Source organism: Pseudomonas gingeri (genome assembly GCF_013385635.1).
GTDB lineage: Bacteria > Pseudomonadota > Gammaproteobacteria > Pseudomonadales > Pseudomonadaceae > Aquipseudomonas > Aquipseudomonas gingeri_A.
In genome coordinates this window covers 288,419-305,772 of the sequence record NZ_JACAPR010000011.1, presented here as the reverse complement: position 1 = coordinate 305,772, position 17,354 = coordinate 288,419, and the positions used below count along the sequence as shown (strand labels likewise).

General features: G+C 62.0%; 19 protein-coding genes, 1 tRNA gene and 1 pseudogene. 4 read left to right on the top strand and 17 right to left on the bottom strand.

The window, feature by feature from the left end; genetic code table 11:
* The first annotated feature begins 21 nt into the window (after window positions 1–21).
* A complete protein-coding gene (locus HX851_RS15395; RefSeq protein WP_177060872.1) occupies window positions 22–924 on the top strand; it encodes a DMT family transporter in 903 nt (300 codons plus the stop codon).
* 139 nt (window positions 925–1,063) lie between these two features.
* On the opposite strand, the gene HX851_RS15390 is transcribed toward HX851_RS15395, so the two are convergent.
* Together HX851_RS15390 and HX851_RS15385 are read right to left on the bottom strand one after the other, a co-directional pair.
* Window positions 1,064–1,912, bottom strand: a complete 849-nt coding sequence (locus HX851_RS15390) for a TIGR03915 family putative DNA repair protein (RefSeq protein WP_177060874.1) — start codon at window positions 1,910–1,912, stop codon at window positions 1,064–1,066.
* Window positions 1,909–3,129 (bottom strand): putative DNA modification/repair radical SAM protein, encoded by a 1,221-nt coding sequence (locus HX851_RS15385; protein WP_177065879.1) that lies wholly within the window; start codon window positions 3,127–3,129, stop codon window positions 1,909–1,911. The genes HX851_RS15390 and HX851_RS15385 overlap by 4 nt, the downstream gene beginning before the upstream one ends.
* Window positions 3,130–3,331: 202 nt before the next feature.
* On the opposite strand from HX851_RS15385, the gene HX851_RS38705 reads away from it, so the two are divergent.
* On the top strand, window positions 3,332–3,466 hold the full coding sequence (locus HX851_RS38705) for a hypothetical protein (protein WP_017129131.1): 135 nt from the start codon (window positions 3,332–3,334) through the stop codon (window positions 3,464–3,466).
* Window positions 3,467–3,551: 85 nt separating this feature from the next.
* On the opposite strand, the gene HX851_RS15380 is transcribed toward HX851_RS38705, so the two are convergent.
* Window positions 3,552–3,737, bottom strand: coding sequence for a DUF1737 domain-containing protein (locus HX851_RS15380; protein WP_177065881.1), 186 nt, complete (start codon window positions 3,735–3,737; stop codon window positions 3,552–3,554).
* Between the two features lie 92 nt (window positions 3,738–3,829).
* Here HX851_RS15380 and HX851_RS15375 point away from each other — a divergent pair, with 92 nt between their 5' ends.
* Complete coding sequence (locus tag HX851_RS15375) at window positions 3,830–4,093, top strand: helix-turn-helix domain-containing protein (protein ID WP_177065883.1); 264 nt, start codon at window positions 3,830–3,832, stop codon at window positions 4,091–4,093.
* A gap of 633 nt (window positions 4,094–4,726) precedes the next feature.
* Window positions 4,727–5,041: a hypothetical protein gene (locus HX851_RS15370; RefSeq protein WP_177060878.1), complete on the top strand. Its 315-nt coding sequence runs from the start codon at window positions 4,727–4,729 to the stop codon at window positions 5,039–5,041.
* A gap of 135 nt (window positions 5,042–5,176) precedes the next feature.
* Here the strand turns inward: HX851_RS15370 and relB are convergent, their stop codons facing one another.
* The 14 genes and pseudogenes from relB to HX851_RS15300 form a co-directional block, all read right to left on the bottom strand.
* Window positions 5,177–5,377: a type II toxin-antitoxin system RelB family antitoxin gene (gene relB / locus HX851_RS15365; protein WP_177060880.1), complete on the bottom strand. Its 201-nt coding sequence runs from the start codon at window positions 5,375–5,377 to the stop codon at window positions 5,177–5,179.
* Window positions 5,378–5,401: 24 nt separating this feature from the next.
* On the bottom strand, window positions 5,402–5,827 hold the full coding sequence (locus HX851_RS15360; protein WP_177065886.1) for a hypothetical protein: 426 nt from the start codon (window positions 5,825–5,827) through the stop codon (window positions 5,402–5,404).
* A 325-nt stretch (window positions 5,828–6,152) separates the two neighbouring features.
* Window positions 6,153–6,275 (bottom strand): annotated as a pseudogene (locus HX851_RS15355) (type II toxin-antitoxin system RelE/ParE family toxin); the annotation flags it as partial.
* A gap of 162 nt (window positions 6,276–6,437) precedes the next feature.
* Window positions 6,438–6,511, bottom strand: a tRNA-Cys gene (locus tag HX851_RS15350).
* 148 nt (window positions 6,512–6,659) lie between these two features.
* Window positions 6,660–8,114, bottom strand: a complete 1,455-nt coding sequence (locus HX851_RS15345) for an FAD/NAD(P)-binding protein (protein WP_177065888.1) — start codon at window positions 8,112–8,114, stop codon at window positions 6,660–6,662.
* Between the two features lie 15 nt (window positions 8,115–8,129).
* The gene (locus HX851_RS15340) at window positions 8,130–8,897 is read right to left on the bottom strand and encodes an ABC transporter ATP-binding protein (protein WP_177065890.1); all 768 of its coding nucleotides are present in this window, start codon (window positions 8,895–8,897) and stop codon (window positions 8,130–8,132) included.
* Window positions 8,898–8,900: 3 nt separating this feature from the next.
* Window positions 8,901–10,241 (bottom strand): ABC transporter substrate-binding protein, encoded by a 1,341-nt coding sequence (locus HX851_RS15335; protein WP_177060888.1) that lies wholly within the window; start codon window positions 10,239–10,241, stop codon window positions 8,901–8,903.
* Between the two features lie 36 nt (window positions 10,242–10,277).
* Window positions 10,278–11,327 carry a branched-chain amino acid ABC transporter permease gene (locus tag HX851_RS15330; protein ID WP_177060890.1) on the bottom strand — a complete coding sequence of 350 codons (1,050 nt, stop codon included), beginning with the start codon at window positions 11,325–11,327 and terminating at the stop codon, window positions 10,278–10,280.
* 3 nt (window positions 11,328–11,330) lie between these two features.
* On the bottom strand, window positions 11,331–12,212 hold the full coding sequence (locus tag HX851_RS15325; RefSeq protein ID WP_177060891.1) for a branched-chain amino acid ABC transporter permease: 882 nt from the start codon (window positions 12,210–12,212) through the stop codon (window positions 11,331–11,333).
* The gene (locus tag HX851_RS15320; RefSeq protein ID WP_177065892.1) at window positions 12,212–12,988 is read right to left on the bottom strand and encodes an ABC transporter ATP-binding protein; all 777 of its coding nucleotides are present in this window, start codon (window positions 12,986–12,988) and stop codon (window positions 12,212–12,214) included. The genes HX851_RS15325 and HX851_RS15320 overlap by 1 nt, the downstream gene beginning before the upstream one ends.
* Complete coding sequence (locus tag HX851_RS15315) at window positions 12,985–13,980, bottom strand: acyl-CoA synthetase (RefSeq protein ID WP_177065894.1); 996 nt, start codon at window positions 13,978–13,980, stop codon at window positions 12,985–12,987. Before HX851_RS15315 ends, HX851_RS15320 begins: the two co-directional genes overlap by 4 nt.
* A gap of 212 nt (window positions 13,981–14,192) precedes the next feature.
* On the bottom strand, window positions 14,193–15,590 hold the full coding sequence (locus HX851_RS15310) for an LLM class flavin-dependent oxidoreductase (protein ID WP_177065896.1): 1,398 nt from the start codon (window positions 15,588–15,590) through the stop codon (window positions 14,193–14,195).
* Window positions 15,580–16,035, bottom strand: coding sequence for an acyl-CoA dehydrogenase family protein (locus HX851_RS15305; RefSeq protein WP_177060897.1), 456 nt, complete (start codon window positions 16,033–16,035; stop codon window positions 15,580–15,582). Before HX851_RS15305 ends, HX851_RS15310 begins: the two co-directional genes overlap by 11 nt.
* Window positions 16,036–16,044: 9 nt before the next feature.
* The gene (locus HX851_RS15300; protein WP_177065898.1) at window positions 16,045–17,247 is read right to left on the bottom strand and encodes an SfnB family sulfur acquisition oxidoreductase; all 1,203 of its coding nucleotides are present in this window, start codon (window positions 17,245–17,247) and stop codon (window positions 16,045–16,047) included.
* Window positions 17,248–17,354: the final 107 nt, after the last annotated feature.

Here is a 17,354-nt window from a genome sequence, read left to right as displayed (position 1 = left end):
ATTTAAAAGGGAGATACCGAATTGACGCGCTACATCAATTTTCTACTGCTGGCCTTGATGGGCAGCACCTGGGGGCTCCACTTCGTACTCGTCAAGAAAATCACCAGCGTCGGGGTTCAAGCAGATCTGATCCTGTTCCCGACGCTGGTCGGTGTGGCCATCGCGTTCCTGGCAATGATGGTCGTCACACGCAGTTCGTGGCGCACCAACCGGTCATGGTGGGTCTTCCTGATCATCTGCAGTGTACTTGGCTATGCATTCCCGATCTGGCTCGAACTGGTGGTGGCGCCTTACATTGACTCGACCTTGCTTACCCTGATCGTCACAAGCACACCGGTTTTCTGCATTTGCCTGGGCTTTCTGCTTCGTCTGGCAACGGTCACGTTCTGGCATGTGCTGTGTGCCGCACTGGGTATTGGTGCAGCCATGATGCTCCTGCTGCCCAGTGCAGCGCTTCCGCAGGGATCGTCCCGTTTTTGGCTGGCGGTGGCCATCGGGGTTCCGGTGAGTTACGCGCTGTACAACCTGTACGTTGCCGCGGCCTGGCCGAAAGGCCTGGGGGTGTTCACCATGGCCGCCTATGAGTCGGTGCTGGCTGCGTTGTTGGCACTCCCATTGTTCTTTACATCGACGTCGGAGGTGGGCTACCAGGATCTCGTCCAGCATGGATCGGAAGTGGCACTACTGGTGATCGTCACCGCAGTTGAGGTCTGGTCCTTCTTCGAACTGGTACGACGGGCAGGTGGGATATATGTTTCATTTGCCAGTTTCGCGGCACTGGCGGCGGGGATTGCGTGGTCTGCGTTGTTGCTGGATGAGCAAATCACTCCATGGATGAATGTGAGCATCGGAGCGATCGTGCTTTCGCTGGTGCTGTGTCTGATCGGGGACCGAAGCCAGACCCAAAGGACATCCCTGGGCTGAGTCTCAAGCCGGCTCCGGCCATGATCCGACAACCCCGTATGACACGGGGCTGTCGGACGCTCGTCGAAAGGAATCAGTAGCGACGATGCGGATCGTTGTAGGCGCTCCAGTCGAAACTGAAATGGCCGCTTACGCAACCTTACTGCCCAGTCATTCCCTCCCCGACCGCAATCCGCTTGCCGTTCTGCTGGCCCACTTCCTGCGCCTGCCCATCGCGCTGTTTGCCCTGTCGGGCCAGGCCCACCAGCCGAGGAATCAGCGGTCCTTCCGGCAAGTGCCGCCAGAAACGACCCGGCATGTGCTGGCGCATCGCATCCGGGTTGACCCGGGCCGGGTTGAAGATGTGCCGGTAGTAGGTCAGCCACAACTCGGCACCCGGGTCATCGGCATGGCAAGCCCACTGCCGCCATTCCTCGGGGCACGTGCGTCGATAGTCCAGCACCTGGCCGTCAAAACGGATGCCGTCGCGAGAGGTTGCGATCAGCCAGCGTTGCCGGCCCAACCGTTCGGCGAAATGGCCGCTGGCGCTTTCGAGGATGTCGTGGGCCGGTTCGTGGAAGGCCACCAGATCCAGTTGCAGCCGTTCGGCGAGCGCTTCGGGCAACGGCACGAAACGCACAAAGGCATGCAGGTGATGGGCTTCACGACTGACCTGACGGATCCGCCGTTGCAGTTCGCTGCCCAGGCGATCGCCGGCGAGCATGGCCGTGCGATCGCCATGGGCAACACGCCAGAGCACTTCGTAGAGCAGGTTCCAGCGCTGCTCACCGCGATAGCGCGCAGCCTGTTCGAGCTGGGCCAGCAAGACCGCCGGGACTCGGGCGCAGAATTGCCCCGGGCCTGCCGGCAACGGCGCCGGCACGGCCAGCAGATCGTCCATCGGGCCTTGCGTCCAGGTCACATCCACCGGGTCGATACCGTGGCCGAGCAGTCTGCGGGCCTGGTCACGCCAAGTGCCGAAGTCGTCGGCACAGTCCAGCGCGATCATCCCCACAGCCCCATTTGCAAGGGTGCCTGGGGCTCGCGCAGGCGCGCCCGCAAGAGGCCGCTGCGTATCTCCGCCTGGGGCGGTCGATAATCACTGGTGACGATGAAGGGCCGTGCCTTGTCCAGCACGCAGCGCATCTGGATCAGGTCGTCATAGCGGATGCGCCGCTCATTGCGCAGCGCCACCATCCGCTGCACGCTGCGCAGGCCTATCCCCGGGATGCGCGCCAGCAATGGCGGCTCGGCGCGGTTCACGTCCAGCGGGAAGACTTCGCGATTGGCCAGCGCCCAGGCGAGCTTGGGGTCGATGTCCAACGCCAGGTGGGTGGACTGGGTCAACAGCTCGCCGGCCTTGTAGCCGTAGCCGCGCATGAGGAAATCGGCCTGGTACAGCCGATGCTCACGCAGCAATGGCGGCGCGGCGAGAGGCACACTGCCGGGACTGTCGGGAATCGGACTGAATGCCGAGTAATAGACCCGCCGCAAGCCATAGCCCTGATAGAGCGATTCGGCGTTGCGCAGGATCGTACGGTCGTCGCTGGCATCGGCCCCGACGATCATCTGCGTGCTCTGCCCCGCCGGGGTGAAGCGCGGCGCCCTGAGCTCTCCAGCCACCGCCTGCTGGCCGCGGTGAATGGTGCCCATGGCTTGGCGAATGGTGACCAGTTGCTTCTCCGGGGCCAGCAGCTTGAGGCCCGCCTCCGTAGGCAACTCGATGTTCACGCTCAGGCGGTCCGCCAGGCGTCCGGCCTCCTCGATCAACAAGGGATCGGCGTCGGGAATGGTCTTGAGATGGATATAGCCCCGGAACTGGTGTTCCTCACGCAGCAAGCGCGCCACCCGCACCAACTGCTCCATGGTGTAGTCGGCCGAGCGGATGATGCCGGAGCTCAGGAACAGCCCGCTGATGCAATTGCGCCGATAGAAGTCGAGGGTCAGGCGCACCACCTCCTCCGGCGTGAAACGCGCCCTGGGCACATTGCTGGAGCGGCGATTGACGCAGTACTGGCAGTCGTAGAGGCAGAAATTGGTCAGCAGCACCTTGAGCAACGACACGCAGCGGCCGTCGGGGGTATAGCTGTGACAGATGCCCATGCCATCGGTGGCACCGATCCCCTCACGGCCACGGGAGCTGCGCTTGGGTGCGCCGCTGCTGGCGCACGAAGCGTCGTACTTGGCGGCGTCGGCGAGGATGCCGAGCTTGGCGATAAGCTGCATGGGATCTATCTCGATACTGATTATCCATACAGTATTCCGAGATACGTCCGTATGCAAGCGTCATCGGGCCAGCCAGGCGTCGAACCGATAAAAGCCCTGCCAGATCAAGGAGGCCTGTATCGCCGAGGTAGAAAAATTGAATTAGCCGCCTGTCCTCCTGGTCAGGAATTATGAACGCAGTCAATCTGACGAGGTAACAGCAATGACTATCGAAGCAGAGACACTCGTACAACTGACCGAAGCGCTGCAAGAACGCGGCATGATACTGGTAGCGGACGTTGCGTTTACCCGGGCCCCCTACCGGCACAACCATCGCTGGGTCTGCACCGTGGAGTAGCGACCCGGTCTTTCGAACGGCTTCATGCCTGCCCGATACACAAGGCCCGGCGAACGGCCCGGGGGCCTGTTGCCCGACAGGAAACCTACCTGCCCGGCCAGATGACAGCCTGCGCCACCACCACAAACTCGCCGTTGAACGTTGCCGCTGGCGAGCCATAAAGCTGGTAGCCCAGGGCAAGGGCTTCAGACACTCGATGGCAGAATGACGCGTCATCCTTGCCTGTCAGGATCCGATAAATGGGTAAGCCTTCGGGAGGGGGCTTCTGCATGGCTGCACCTGTATGAATGGATAAGGAAACCTGCCTGGATTACCTGGCCTGGGTTTGTCCGATGATGCGTGGATGGAGCGAGACTTGAGCTGATGGAAAGCGTTCAGCAAATGGACGAAATTGTGCGAGGTGAACGTCAGCCCTCTCGCGAATTTACCGTCGACGCCTTGCAGATCAAAGAAATTCGCAAGGCTACCGGGCTGAGCCAGGCCAAGTTCGCAGCGATGATCGATGTCCAGTTGGGCACCCTGCGCAACTGGGAGCAAGGTCGGCGGGAACCCACTGGTCCAGCGAAAGCACTTCTGAGAGCCATTCATAATGACCCTGTGCATGTGCTCAACGCTCTGGCAACTTGACTCAGCCAGGATTGATGCCACACCGACGACCTTCCTGACGCCGGGGCTCCATTCTCATCTCTTGGGCGGAGGAGGAGCCGAAGGAGCAGTTGGCCTGATAACAGCTCTCGGCGGTGGAGGGTTTTTACCGTCATGCGCAATTCCCTTGCGTCCGGACGACGGCATTGGTTGGGGCGCTTTGCTGGTCATTTTTCGTCCTCTGATGACAGTGTGCCGCGGTGAGCATTTTTTCTGATGCATGGAACAGATTTCCCTCGTGTTGAAATAGCATGATTGCCGTTGATTCCGAGCCACGCCCCGTGTCGTAGCGGTTCGGGACAACTGACAAATATTTCATAGGCGCTAAGGGAGCTTTAGCTGGTTCGGCGCAGGTTTTTAAATCTAAAGAAACATACGATACACCACTAACAAATTTAAACAAAAACCATAAATAATTAAACATATAAACACGCCTCGAAAAACACCACCACGCGAACCATCTACAGGTATCGAGACGCCCAATAGCACATGATCAGCATCCAACAAAAAATAAAACGCTATATGCAAAAATAGCAAAAGTTCTAACAGCCAAAAATCGAGCGATTATATTTTCCAGGCACCTGCTTATTTTTATAACTTTCTGAGGGAACCAGAATGAGTAATTTCGCTGAAGAACTTAACAGTATTCCTACTGGTGAATACCTTCGTATCTGGGGGCAATTTCCTGGAGCCATGTCGCCCCAATGCATACAGGGCAAGCTGAGGAATGTGGACACCCTGGCAGGAAAGGCCTTTCTTGAATCGACGACCTACAGCGGCCAGATCAATGAAGTCCCAATAAGCGGAATCACCTCGATCCAAAGGGGTTACACAGGGTCTGGTGCCTCGGGATCAGTACAAAAACCGGACAAAGTGTACAACCCAAACTCCGGCGAATGGCAGGACAAGACGTTTAAAGACTACAGCTGATATCAATAGAAAACGGGGGCAGCTTTACTTTCACGTCTACAACAATCGTGAAAGTAAATCTGCTCTCTTTTCGTATAGAAGGACCGTTGTGCAACTCAAAATAATCGACGATTCCACCAGGTCACTGGCGGTCTTTTAGTCCAGCGAGCGCTTCGTACGAGCCGACCTGCGTTCGTCCAGAGCCGCTTGCACTAAAGCCATCGCTTGGTCATGCGGAATGCCAGGACCCGGATTATCAAGCGACGCCTGCACCTTGGCACGAAACCAACGGTCATAACTGGCCGCCTGCTCTTCTGTCTCGAACTCCGAAACGACCGGGGAAAGTCGAGTACTCATGATGGCCTCCTATGGACAGGGATATCAGCCCTCGGGCAATGCCTGATCAGACGAGGAAGAGCCCTCAAGCAGCGCATCCACCACCGCACGCGCCACCTCCACCGAATGCAACATGTTCCAGAACAATGCCCGTTCGACGGGATTGGCGTGCAGGCTGATTTCATCACCGTTGAGCTCTGCCGCTTCGAGCAGATGGGAAACGTAGGTCAGTGCATCCTGGGCATTGATGCCCGGTTGGATGGCGAACAATGAAGGCTTATCCCGGGCTTGTGGCGTAACAGGCTTGGAGCATGTGAACGTGAGGGTATCGAGTAAACGCGGTGCGTTCGCCACTTCCGACTCGTCAGGCCTCGAAGGGTCGTTGAGGATCTGACACAGGAACACATCCTTGTCGTGGGTGTTTGGGACTTTGCCAGCAGTCGGTGGATCGGGCGTAATTTTCTTGGTCATGGTGACCTCCCTATTCAGATTTAGGAGTTCGCCATATTCGTTTCCACGCGAAGGGTGGCGAACTGTACGCGGGGTGGAAAACCGGAGAATAGGAACCCGGCACACCATAGGTGTCCCACGCACAGCCCGCCATAAAGCGAGTACAAAAATGCCGCTTATGCGGCAATGTGCGCCGATTCCTTTACGAGTTTCCACACCCGTGTCGCTGAATTTGCAGCGACACTTGAACAGTAGCCTCGGCCTTTGGCGCACGCAATATTCTCCCACGCCTGAAGCATGTGGGAAATATGAGTTTTCTTGGTCAGCTTGTTCGCACGCCGAGCGCCTAAGGCGCAGGGTAGTTTTGCCGAGTATGCAAAACGTTCACGATTTCGATTCTATCTGCCGCGACCCGATAAACAATCATGTAGTTCGGGTGGACAACAAGCTCGCGCGTACCCGAATGTCGGCAAGCACCTCTTCAAGCCAGATAATCGGTAACATCAAGCGATGTTTTTCTGCTTGCGCTTTGCCTCTTCAATAATGGCATCCATTGTCCGTGTGCAGCGACTTACTTTTCCGAAGCAAAGAAAAAGCCCCGTAGACGCTAATCTACGGGGCTTTCGAATAGTGGAGGCCGAGGTCGGAATCGAACCGGCGTAGATGGATTTGCAATCCACTGCATAACCATTTTGCTACTCGGCCTCAGGTCGAATCGAGCGCCCTTGCAAGACTGGCTTGCCGCAACTCCTTGATTCTTCAGCGTTCGCGACGTTGCCGTCCGAGCTGATGGCGCGCATTATGTCCTAGTTGAATGACACTGGCAACCCCCTGAATTCTAATAATTTTTAGGTCAGCCCAGGGCTTTCTGCGCAACCTCCAGGTGCGCCAGGCGCGCCGCCAGCGCCTTGGCCTGGCTCGCCACATCGGTGACCGCCGTGCTCTCCCACCACTGCCCCCGCAACGGCGGCCCCATGGCAAACAGCCGCGTGGAGGTGTCGCCCCCGGCATCCACCACCGCGCCGCCCGGATCAGCCGCGATCCCCAAGGCCAATGGCCCCGGTCGGATCAGTCCGCGCGCCAGCAACTGCTGGGGCAGCGGGCGATCCACCCGGCGCCAGTCATATTCAATACCCGTGGAGTTGATCAAGGCCGCGCCGCTGATCGTCAGCGTCTGCGACTCGCCCCGTGGCCGGATGGCGATACTCACCTCGCCGTCCCGTGGCTCGCCCAGGCCCTTGAGCGACGCCGCTTCGATGGTCAGCCGCCCTTCCCTGTGCAGGCGCTCCATCAGTTCGGCACTCAGAGGCGGCGAACGGTGGTGATGGCTCTCCCACCACGGACGGACGTGACGGACGAACTGTCGACGCTGGACATCGCTGGCCTGGCTCCACAACCGACCGATATGCGCCCGTACCGTGTCCAACGGCGCCTGCCAGTCAATCCCGGCCTCCAGCGCAAAGGTGCATTGGCGACGCACCTCGCGCAGCAACTGCAGAGGGCTGCGGAGACTGTGATCCGCCGCCAGGAAATCCACCCAGGCCGGTGGCTGGCGGCGTACATGGGGCAGCAGCCCGTGCCGGGAAATAACCCGGATCGGTCCGCGATGCCCGGCCTGCTCCAGGGACACCACGGCATCGACCATGGTCAGGCCGGAACCGATGATCAGTACCGTGCCTTGCGGATCAATCCGCGACATGGTCGCCACATCCCAGGGGTCCACCGCCGCCGCATTCAAGCCACTGGATTGCTTCTGGCGGGTGCGCGCCGCCGGGAACATGCCGGTGGCCAGCACGGCACGGGTGCCTTGTAGTTGCTGGCCGTCGGCCAGGGTCAGGCGTACGCCGTCGCTGTCGCTTTGCAGATCAACCACCTCGCCATGCACATGCTCGGCCGTCGAACCCCGGGTCGCGCCCTGCTCCCGGGCTTCGGCCAGGCGCTGCTGGACGTACACGCCAAAAAGCCCGCGAGGCGGGAACAGTTCGCTGACCGGTACATGCTGCCGGTCCGACTCGGGCCAGCCGCCGGCGGCGATATGGGCCTGTAACCATTGGGTCAGGTCATCGGGATTGTCCGGGTCGACGCTCATCCGCGCCGCATTGCCGTTCAGCGTATGGCCCAGCTCCGTGGCGCTGTAGGCCTCACCCCGCCCCAGTTCGGCACGCGGCTCGACGATCAGGATCCGCCGCCGGCCCGGCAGGCGCAGCAATTGCACCGCCAGCATCGCGCCGCTCAGGCCACCACCGACAATCACCACATCGGCCGCCGGGATGGCGTGTGTCGCCTGTCCGCTCAGGGTTTCACTCATCATTCGCTCTCTTGTTCAGTGCTTGCCCAGGTAGAAATCGTGCAGGTCGCCCCGGGCCAGCAATTCATCCGCCGTACCGCTGAGCACCACCCGGCCGGTGTCGAGCACATGGGCCTGGGTCGCATACTTCAACGCTACGTTAATGTTTTGTTCGGCAATCAGGAAGCTGACCTGCTGTTCGCGATTGAGCTGGGCGACGATTTCGTAGATCTCCTGGACGATAATAGGCGCCAGGCCCATGGAAGGTTCGTCGAGCAAGACTAAAGTCGGTCGTGTCATCAAGGCCCGGCCAATGGCGACCATCTGCTGCTCGCCGCCGGAGGTCAGCCCGGCCTGGGTCTTGCGCTTGGTTTTCAGGCGCGGGAACCAGGCATACACCCGCTCCAGGTCCTCCTGCATCTGCCGCCGCCCGAGGCCGCGGACAAAACCGCCGCTGCGCAGGTTGTCCTCCACCGTCAGTTGGCCGAACACATGGCGACCTTCCAGTACATGCACCAGGCCGTCACGCACGCGCTGGCTCGGATCGACCTCCAGGCTATCCGTTCCCCGGAAGTGGATGCTGCCGCGCGTGACCTGCGCCCGCTCGGACCGCACCAGCCCCGAGATGGCCTTGAGAGTGGTGCTTTTACCGGCGCCGTTGGCCCCGAGCAAGGCGACGATACCGCCCTTGGGCACGCTCAGGGAGACCCCGGACACGGCGAGGATCGTGCGGTCGTAGATCACCTCGATGTCTGCCACCTGCAACAGCGGCGCAGCACCCGTTTCAAGTGCCGGCTGGCCCATGGCTTATTCGCCTGCCGCGCAGGTGCGCGGGGTCAGGTGTTTTTCCTGGGCAAAGGCTGCCGATTTCTCGTCGATCAACGGCCGCAGCAACGCCCGATCCGCCGCGATCCAGTCGCTGACCAGGCTCCAGTGGGCGCCGTCCCATTGCTGCACCCGCGCCGAACCGCCGCCTTCATGGTCGCTGCAGGACAGCTTCAGGTTCTGCATCAGGCCGTAGAAGCCCATGGCCTTGAGTCGTGCATCGTCGATGTCCAGGTGCTCCAGGCCCCAGCGCCCTTCTTCGCCGTGCAGCGGCCGCTTGCCGAATTTGCCCTGGCCGGTGCGAATCGCTTCCACGGCAATCGCCGCGTTCACCAGACCGGAGTTGTAGTAGACACTGCCGAAGTTGTTCAGGTCCTTGAGATCGCTCTTGCCCTTGTCGAGGATGTACTGCTTGAGGCGCTTGTGGATCTCGAAGTCGGCACCCGCCGGATACGGTGTCAACGCCAGGTAACCCTTGGCCGCCGCGCCCGCCGGCAGTACGTCTTCGCTGGAGCTGGCCCAGATATCGCCGACGATATGATCCACCGGGAAGCCGAAGCGCGCGGCGGTCTTGACCGCCACCGGCGTCGACACGCCCCAGGTCCGCAGGAACACCCAGTCCGGATTGAGCTGGCGAATCTGCCGCCATTGCGCCGATTGTTCGTTGCCCGGGTCGGCCACCGGGATCTGGATATTCTCGAAGCCGTATTTTTCCGCCAACAGTTTCAACGGACCGAGGGTTTCGCGGCCATAGGCCGAGTCGTGGTAGACGGTGGCGATCTTCTTGCCCTTGAGCTTGTCGAAGCCGCCTTCGCGCTGGGCGATGTAGTTCACCAGGGTCGAGGCTTCGCTGTAGAAGGTCAGCATCACCGGGAAGTTGTAGGGGAACACCTTGCCGTCGGTGGCCTCGGTGCGCCCGTAGCCGAGGGTGATCAGCGGGATCTTGTCGACTTCCGCGCGTTCGCTCAGGGCATAGGCCGCCGGCGCACCGTTAGGTTGGTAGACCGCCACCGGCGCGCCGTCGAGGCCGTTCTTGAAGCGCTCGTAGCACTCGATGCCCTTCTCCGCCGTCCATTCGGTCTCGCACTCCTGCCACACCAGCTTGACGCCGTTGATGCCGCCTTCCACTTCGTTGATGTAGTTGAGGTAGTCGATCATCCCGGCCCATACCTGCACGCCGCTGGAGGCGTAGGCACCGACCCTGTAGGTGGCCAGGGGAAAGAACTGCTGGTCGGGCGAGGCCTGGGCCATCGGTACGGCGGTGCCGAGCACCGTCAGGGCCAGGGCCGCGGCGGTCAGTGAACGTTTGAAAAGTGCACGCATGGTGGAATCGTTCTCCAGGGATGGGAAGTCGGGAAGTCAGAAACGCAACGGCCAGTGCCGCAGTCGGTCGCGGGTATTGCCCAGCAGGCGGATCAACCCGTCCGGTTCCTTGATCAGGAACAGGATGATCAGCACGCCGAAGATGATTTTCTGCAGGTTCTGCAACTGCCCGGCATCCACCGCCCCGCCGAGCAGGGCCTGGCCGAGGTGACTGAGCAGGATCGGCAGCAGACAGATAAAGGCCGCGCCGACGAAGTTGCCGGCGATGCTGCCCATGCCGCCGATAATGATGATGAACAGGATCTGGAACGAGCGGTTGATATCGAAGCTGCCGGCACTCGCCGTACCCAGGTAGGCGAACGCCCACAACGCCCCGGCGATGCCCAGGTAGAACGAACTGACAGCAAAGGCCAGGCGCTTGTAGCGGGCCACCGGTATGCCGATGACCGCCGCCGCGGTGTCCATGTCGCGGATCGCCATCCAGTTGCGCCCGGTCTGGCTGTTCACCAGGTTGCGCGCGACCCAGGTCAACAGCAGCACCGTGACCAGGGTCAGCAGATAGCGTCCCAGTGGCGTGTTCAGGTCATGCCCGAACAGCGACAGGCTCGGCGCGGAAATGGTCCCGGACGAACCGTAGTTGTAGAACCAGGGAAACTTGACGAACAGCCACTCCAGGAAGAACTGCGCGGCCAGAGTGGTGACCATCAGGTAGAAACCCTTGATCCGCGAGCTGGGCAAGCCAAACAGCAGGCCCACCCCACCACTGATGATGCCACCGCCGAGCAGTGCCAAAGGCAGGCCCAGCTCCGGCAGGCGCAGGAGAAAACCGTAGGTGGCAAAGGCCCCCACCGCCATGAAGCCGGCCGCGCCGACCGAGGTCTGCCCGGTGTAGCCGGTCAGCAGGTTGAGCCCCAATCCGGCCAGGGACAGCACCAGGAACGGAATCAGGATTGCACTGAGCCAATAATCGTTGCCCACCAGCGGCACCACGCCGAAGGCCAGCACCAGCAGGCCGAGCAGCGACCACGGCAAGCGCCGCTCGACCAGCACCCAGGGCGCCGTTTCACTTATCACGGGAACAGACATGCTTCAGACTCGCTCGATGGCCCGCTCGCCGAACAGGCCGGCCGGGCGGATATACAGGAAGGCCAACGCCAGGACATAGGCGAACCAGGGAGTGATGCCGCCGCCGATCAGCGGGCCGATATAGACTTCGGCGAGGTTCTCGGCGGCGCCGACGATCAGCCCGCCGACAATCGCCCCGCCAATCGAGGTGAAGCCGCCGATGATCAGCACCGGCAAGGCCTTGAGCACCACCAGCGACAGGGAAAACTGCACCCCTTGCCGTGCGCCCCAGAGCAGCCCCGCCACCAGGCCGACGCAGCCGGCCACCGCCCAGACGATCTGCCAGATGCGATTGAGGTTGATGCCAATGGACAGCGCCGCCGTGGTGTCGTCGGCCACCGCCCGCAGCGACACGCCGATGCGGGTCTTGTTGAACAACAGCGCCAGGACCACCACCAGCACCACGGCGGTGGCGGCGGCAATCAGGTCGAACTGGCTGAGCATCACCCCGTGGATAAACAGCGGCACGTCGTCGATGCCCAGGTCCAATGCGCGGACCTGCGAGCCCATCAGCCCCTGGGCCAGGCCTTCGATAATGAACGACAGGCCGAGAGTCGCCATGAACAGGGTGATCTGCGAGCGGTTGACCAGCGGCCGCAGCACCAGGCGCTCGATCAGCAGCGCACCGATCACCATCACCAGCACTGCCAGCAGCAGCGCCAGGACAAAGGGCACGCCCTGATCGTGCAGGCTGACAAAGGTCAGGGCGGCGAACAGCAGCATCGAGCCCTGGGCGAAATTGAACACGCCACTGGCCTTGTAGATCAGCACGAAGCCGATGGCGACCAGCGAATAGAGGGTGCCGGCGAGCAGCCCACCGATCAGGGTTTCAAGGAAAAAGCCCATCAGTGCACCGCTCCCAGGTAGGCCGCGATCACCTCGGCATTGCCTTGCACCTCGGCCGGCGTCCCGTCGCCGACCTTGCGCCCGTAATCGAGCACCACCACATGATCGGACAAGCCCATCACCACCCCCATGTCATGTTCGATCAGCACCACGGTGGTGCCGAGATCGCGATTGACGTCGGCGATAAACCGCGCCATTTCCTGCTTTTCTTCGGCGTTCATGCCGGCCATGGGCTCGTCCAGCAGCAATAGCGTGGGCCCGGCGATCAGCGCCCGACCCAGCTCCACACGCTTTTGCAGGCCGTAGGACAGCGTGCCCACCGGCACGTCGCGCAGCGCCTGCAGCTCAAGCAGTTGGAGAATGTGCTGGGCCTTGCGGCGAAAAGCCTCGGCTTCGCGGCGGGCCCGGGGCAATCCCAGGGCCTGTTCGAGAAAATGGCTGCGCATATGCCGCGACAGCCCGGTCAGCAGGTTGTCGATCACACTCATCTTCTTGAACAACGCATTGTTCTGGAACGTCCGGCCAATGCCCTGGCGGGCCGCCTGCAGGGGATCGATACGGCGAAAGCGGCGCTGCTCGAAAACGATCTCGCCGCTGTCGAAGCGATAGACCCCGTTCAACAGGTTGAGCAGCGAGCTCTTGCCCGCCCCGTTGGGGCCGATCAGGGCGCAGATCTCACCGCGACGGACATCGAACGACAGTTCATTGATGGCCTTGACCCCCTTGAACGACAGTGACACGCCACGCACCTGCAGAATCGACTCGGCCACACTCATGCGCTTTTCCGTCCCGGGGCATCGACCCGCCATTGATTGAAGGTGGCCGGCAATTGCGCCGGGCTCGACGCTTGCCAGATGTATTGCAGGTGCTGGAAGCCCAGCAGGCGCCGCACCCGTTGCTTGAACAGGCGGGCCACCCATCGTTCGGGATGGGCCAGGGCCCATTCACACAGGCGTCGGCGCCAACTTTCCTGCGGCGCCAGACGCTGTTCGATCTCGTCCGCCAGGGCTTGCAGGCGCTCCGCCGACAGCAGCAACCCGGAGGGTGCGACCTCGCGTCGATCACGACTGGCGCTGTCGCTGCTTTCCGGGAAGGCCAGGCTGTGACCGGTGTGCAACCATTGCTCCAGCAGCACGCTCAAGCCGCCCTGCCAGTGGGTGTCCTCCTCGCTCCACAGTTGCGACTGGGCACTTGCCGTGCGCCACAGCACCAGCGGCCGCGGTTCCTGGCTATCACCCGAAAGCGTGGCGAAGGCCAGGACGGTTTGCCTCGGCGACCCCGGCAGGCGGCCCGGCAACTGATTGGCGATCAGCACGCCAGGAGCGGCGCCGGAATCGCCGACATCCAGCCAGTCGAGCAGTTGCTGGCGACTGTCGACAAAACCGTGGCTCGGTTGCAGGCGCCAGAACGCCTGGCCGAGGGCTTCGGTGCTCAGTTCCGGAGCGAGGCCCAGGACCTGGCCGCCGATGGAATGGGCGGCCAATGCCAGCAACAACAGGTTCGGCTCCAGCGCACCGCTGACCGCCAGGCGCGAATCGGCATTGAAACCTTGCTGACGCAGACCATCGGCCAGGCGCTCGACTTCGCGCAGGGCATCGATCCAGCGCCAGCTGTGCCATTGTCCATGGCGCTTGTGGCGCAGGGCGCCCTGCAACGGACTGACCTGTGCCCAGTGGCGCAATTGCTCAAGGGCACCGGGAAAGATCGAGACCGTTTCGCCGTGGGGCGGATGGATAACCGGCGGACGCTTCAGTTCGTGCACGCTCATGGGCTCACCTCGTTCAGTCGTTTGGCGTGCGGTGGTCCGCTGGCGGATGTGGAGTTCATGTCTGTCTTTGAGGGCAGTGGCGATTTTGCGAGCCTCTTCGCGGGCAAGCCCGACTCCTACAAAGGAAAGCGTGTCCGCAAACGTTGTGGACGACACAAAACCCGTAGGAGCCGGGCTTGCCCGCGAAAGGGCCTTCCCGACCACCCTCACCGTCAAGCCGAACGCAGCCCTTTTTCCCGCAAGGCCGCCAGATCCCGGAAGCCCGCTCCCGGATGGATATCCGAAAGCTTCGGCCCGGCGCCGAACAGCTTCTCGCGCAAGGTGCCCGGGGCGTACTCGGTCTTGTACACGCCACGCTTCTGCAACTCCGGCACCAGCAACTCGACCGCGTCGACAAAAGTTTCGTGGGTCAGCGCATAAGCCAGGTTGAAACCATCGACATCGGTGTCCTCGACCCACTCCTGCAACAGGTCGGCGACGGTTTCCGGGCTGCCGACAAACAGCGGGCCGAAGCCGCCGATACCGACCCAGTCGGCCAGTTCGTTGGGGGTCCAGATCCGGTTCGGGTCCGCCGTGGAGAAGGTCTCCACCGCCGACTGGATGGCGTTGGTGTGCACATGCCGCAGCGGTTCGTCCGGTTTGAACTGGCTGAAGTCGATCCCGGTCCAGCCAGAGATCAGCGCCATGGCGCCCTCGTAGCTGACATAGGATTTGTATTCCTCGAACTTGGCCTTGGCCTTGGCATCGGTCTCGCCGAGGATCACCGTCTGCAGGTTGAAAATCAGGATGCTGCGCGGGTCCCGTCCGGCTTCAGCCGCGCGCCGACGAATATCGGCCACGACCTTCTTCAGCAGCACCTTGGAGGGCGCGGCCACGAAGACGCATTCGGCATGCTCGGCGGCGAACTGCTTGCCCCGGCTCGACGCGCCGGCCTGGTACAGCACCGGCGTACGCTGCGGCGATGGCTCGCACAGATGGATGCCGGGCACCTGGAAGTGTTTGCCGAAGTGCTGGATCTCGTGGATCTTGCTCGGATCGCTGAACAACTTGCGCTCGCGATCACGCAGGATCGCGCCGTCCTCCCAGCTGCCTTCCCAGAGTTTGTAGCAGACCTCCAGGTATTCTTCGGCGTAGTCATAACGCGCGTCATGTTCGGTCTGGGCACTCTGGCCGAGGTTCTTCGCCCCGCTCTCCAGGTACGAGGTGACGATATTCCAGCCGGCACGGCCCTTGGTCAGATGGTCGAGGGTCGACAGGCGACGGGCGAACGGATACGGGTGCTCGAACGATAACGAAGCGGTCAGGCCGAAGCCCAGGTGCTCGGTCACCAGCGCCATCGGCGGGATCAGTTGCAACGGGTCGTTGACCGGCACCTGCGCGGCCTGGCGGATCGCCGCGTCGCCGTTGCCGTTGTAGACGTCGTAGATGCCCAGCACATCGGCGATGAACAGGCCATCGAACTTGCCGCGCTCGAGGATTTTCGCCAGGTCGGTCCAGTACTCCAGGTCCTTGTATTGCCAGGAACGATCCCGTGGATGAGCCCACAAACCCGGGGACTGGTGGCCCACGCAGTTCATGTCGAAGGCATTGAGACGGATTTCACGGGACATCGACAGCACTCCTGGAACGGTCAGGCACGACGCCATTGAGGCGGAAGTTGCCAATCAGCGTGTATTTCAGATGCAGGGGGTCTTGCAGCGGATCATGGCCGGGCGCCAGTTGCGCCCGTTGCCCGGTCAGCGCCCACTCGACATTGCCGACCTGCTGCAAGGCGTCGGCACTGGCAATCGCCGCTTCGGTAGCGGCAATGATTTTCTCGGCCTCGTCCTGCGGGCCGACGGCAAAACGCTCGGCGCGTTCGATCAGGGCGGCGGCCACATCGATACGGATGTGCAGGTCGCCGAACTGGCTGATCACCTGCGGGTCTTGCGCCTGGCGTGGCTGGGCGCGCACGGCGGCGAGCGTACGTTCAAGTCCGGCGCGGGCCGCCAGCAGGTCATCGCCGGCACGGGCCAGCGAAGCATCAGGGGCAATGGAATGATTCAATGCGTTCATCACGAACTCCTAGTTCCAGGCATGCCGGGCCGGCTTGACGCCGTTGAGCAGGTAGTTGCCGATCAGGTGGTATTTCCAGCGCGCCGGGTCATGCAAGGTGTGGGTCCGGGCGTTGCGCCAGTGGCGATCGAGGTTGTGCTTGCCGAGCACCGAGCGGGTCCCGGCCAGTTCGAACAGCTTGCTGCTGGCGAGCAAGGCGGTTTCGGCCGACAGCACCTTGGCCTGGGCCACCACCACGGAGGCCTCGGCCACGCTGTCGATGCCCGGTTGCGCGAGGGCGTGGTCCACTGCCCGCCCGGCCTTTTCCAGGATCGCTTCGGTGCCGTGCACCCGCCACTCCAAGTCACCGATAGCGGCGAGGCTGAACGGGTCCTGCCAGCCATGCTCCTGCTGGCTGTCGATCCAGGGCCGGGCCTGGCGCGCATGACGCTTGGTTTCTTCGAGGGCACCGAGGGCAATGCCGGTGTCGACGGCGGCCTGGATGATCTGCGAGATCGGACCGTTGGCGGTGGGCTGGTCAAAGGCCTGGTGGGCTGGAATGACGCTGCTGCGCGGCACACTGACATTGACGAACAGCGCGTTGCCGCTGGCCGTGGTGCGCTGGCCGAAACCGTCCCAGTTGTCGACGATGGTCAGGCCCGGGGCATTGCGCTCGACAAAGGCGATCTGCGCGTTGCCCGCTTCGTCCAGGCCGACCACCGGGACGATATGGGCGAACAAGGCGCCGGTGCAGTAGAACTTCTCGCCATCGATATAGGCCGTGTCGCCGTCGAAGCGGATACGGGTATCGAAGGTCCCGGCATGCTTGCTCTTGGCTTCGGAGAAGGCATTGCCGAAACGGTAGCCTTCCAGCACCTTGGCGAAGTAGTGACGCTTCTGCTCCTCGGTGGCGGTCTGCAACAGGATGTCGAGCACGCCGAGGTGGTTCTGCGGGATCTGGCCGAGGGATGAGTCGGCCGCGGAAATGATCTTGATCACTTCGGCCACCGTCACATAGGACACCCCGGCACCGCCGTAGGCCTTGGGCACGGTGATACCCCACAGGCCGCTGGCGGCGAATTCATCGAGTTCGGCGGCCGGCAGGCGTCGTTCACGGTCGCGTACGCCCGCCTCGACGGCAAAACGCGCGGCGAGGGTCCTGGCGGCGGCAATGGCCTCTTCATCCGAGCGAATGACATGGGCGGTGTAGGTGGGTTTGGCGGCAGTTGTCATAGACCGACTCCAGAGTCCTGATGAGTGCGAAAAACGCATGCACAGGACATAGCAGGAGCCATGCCACAAACAATAAACCTTATAAATCAGATATTTATTACTAAAAC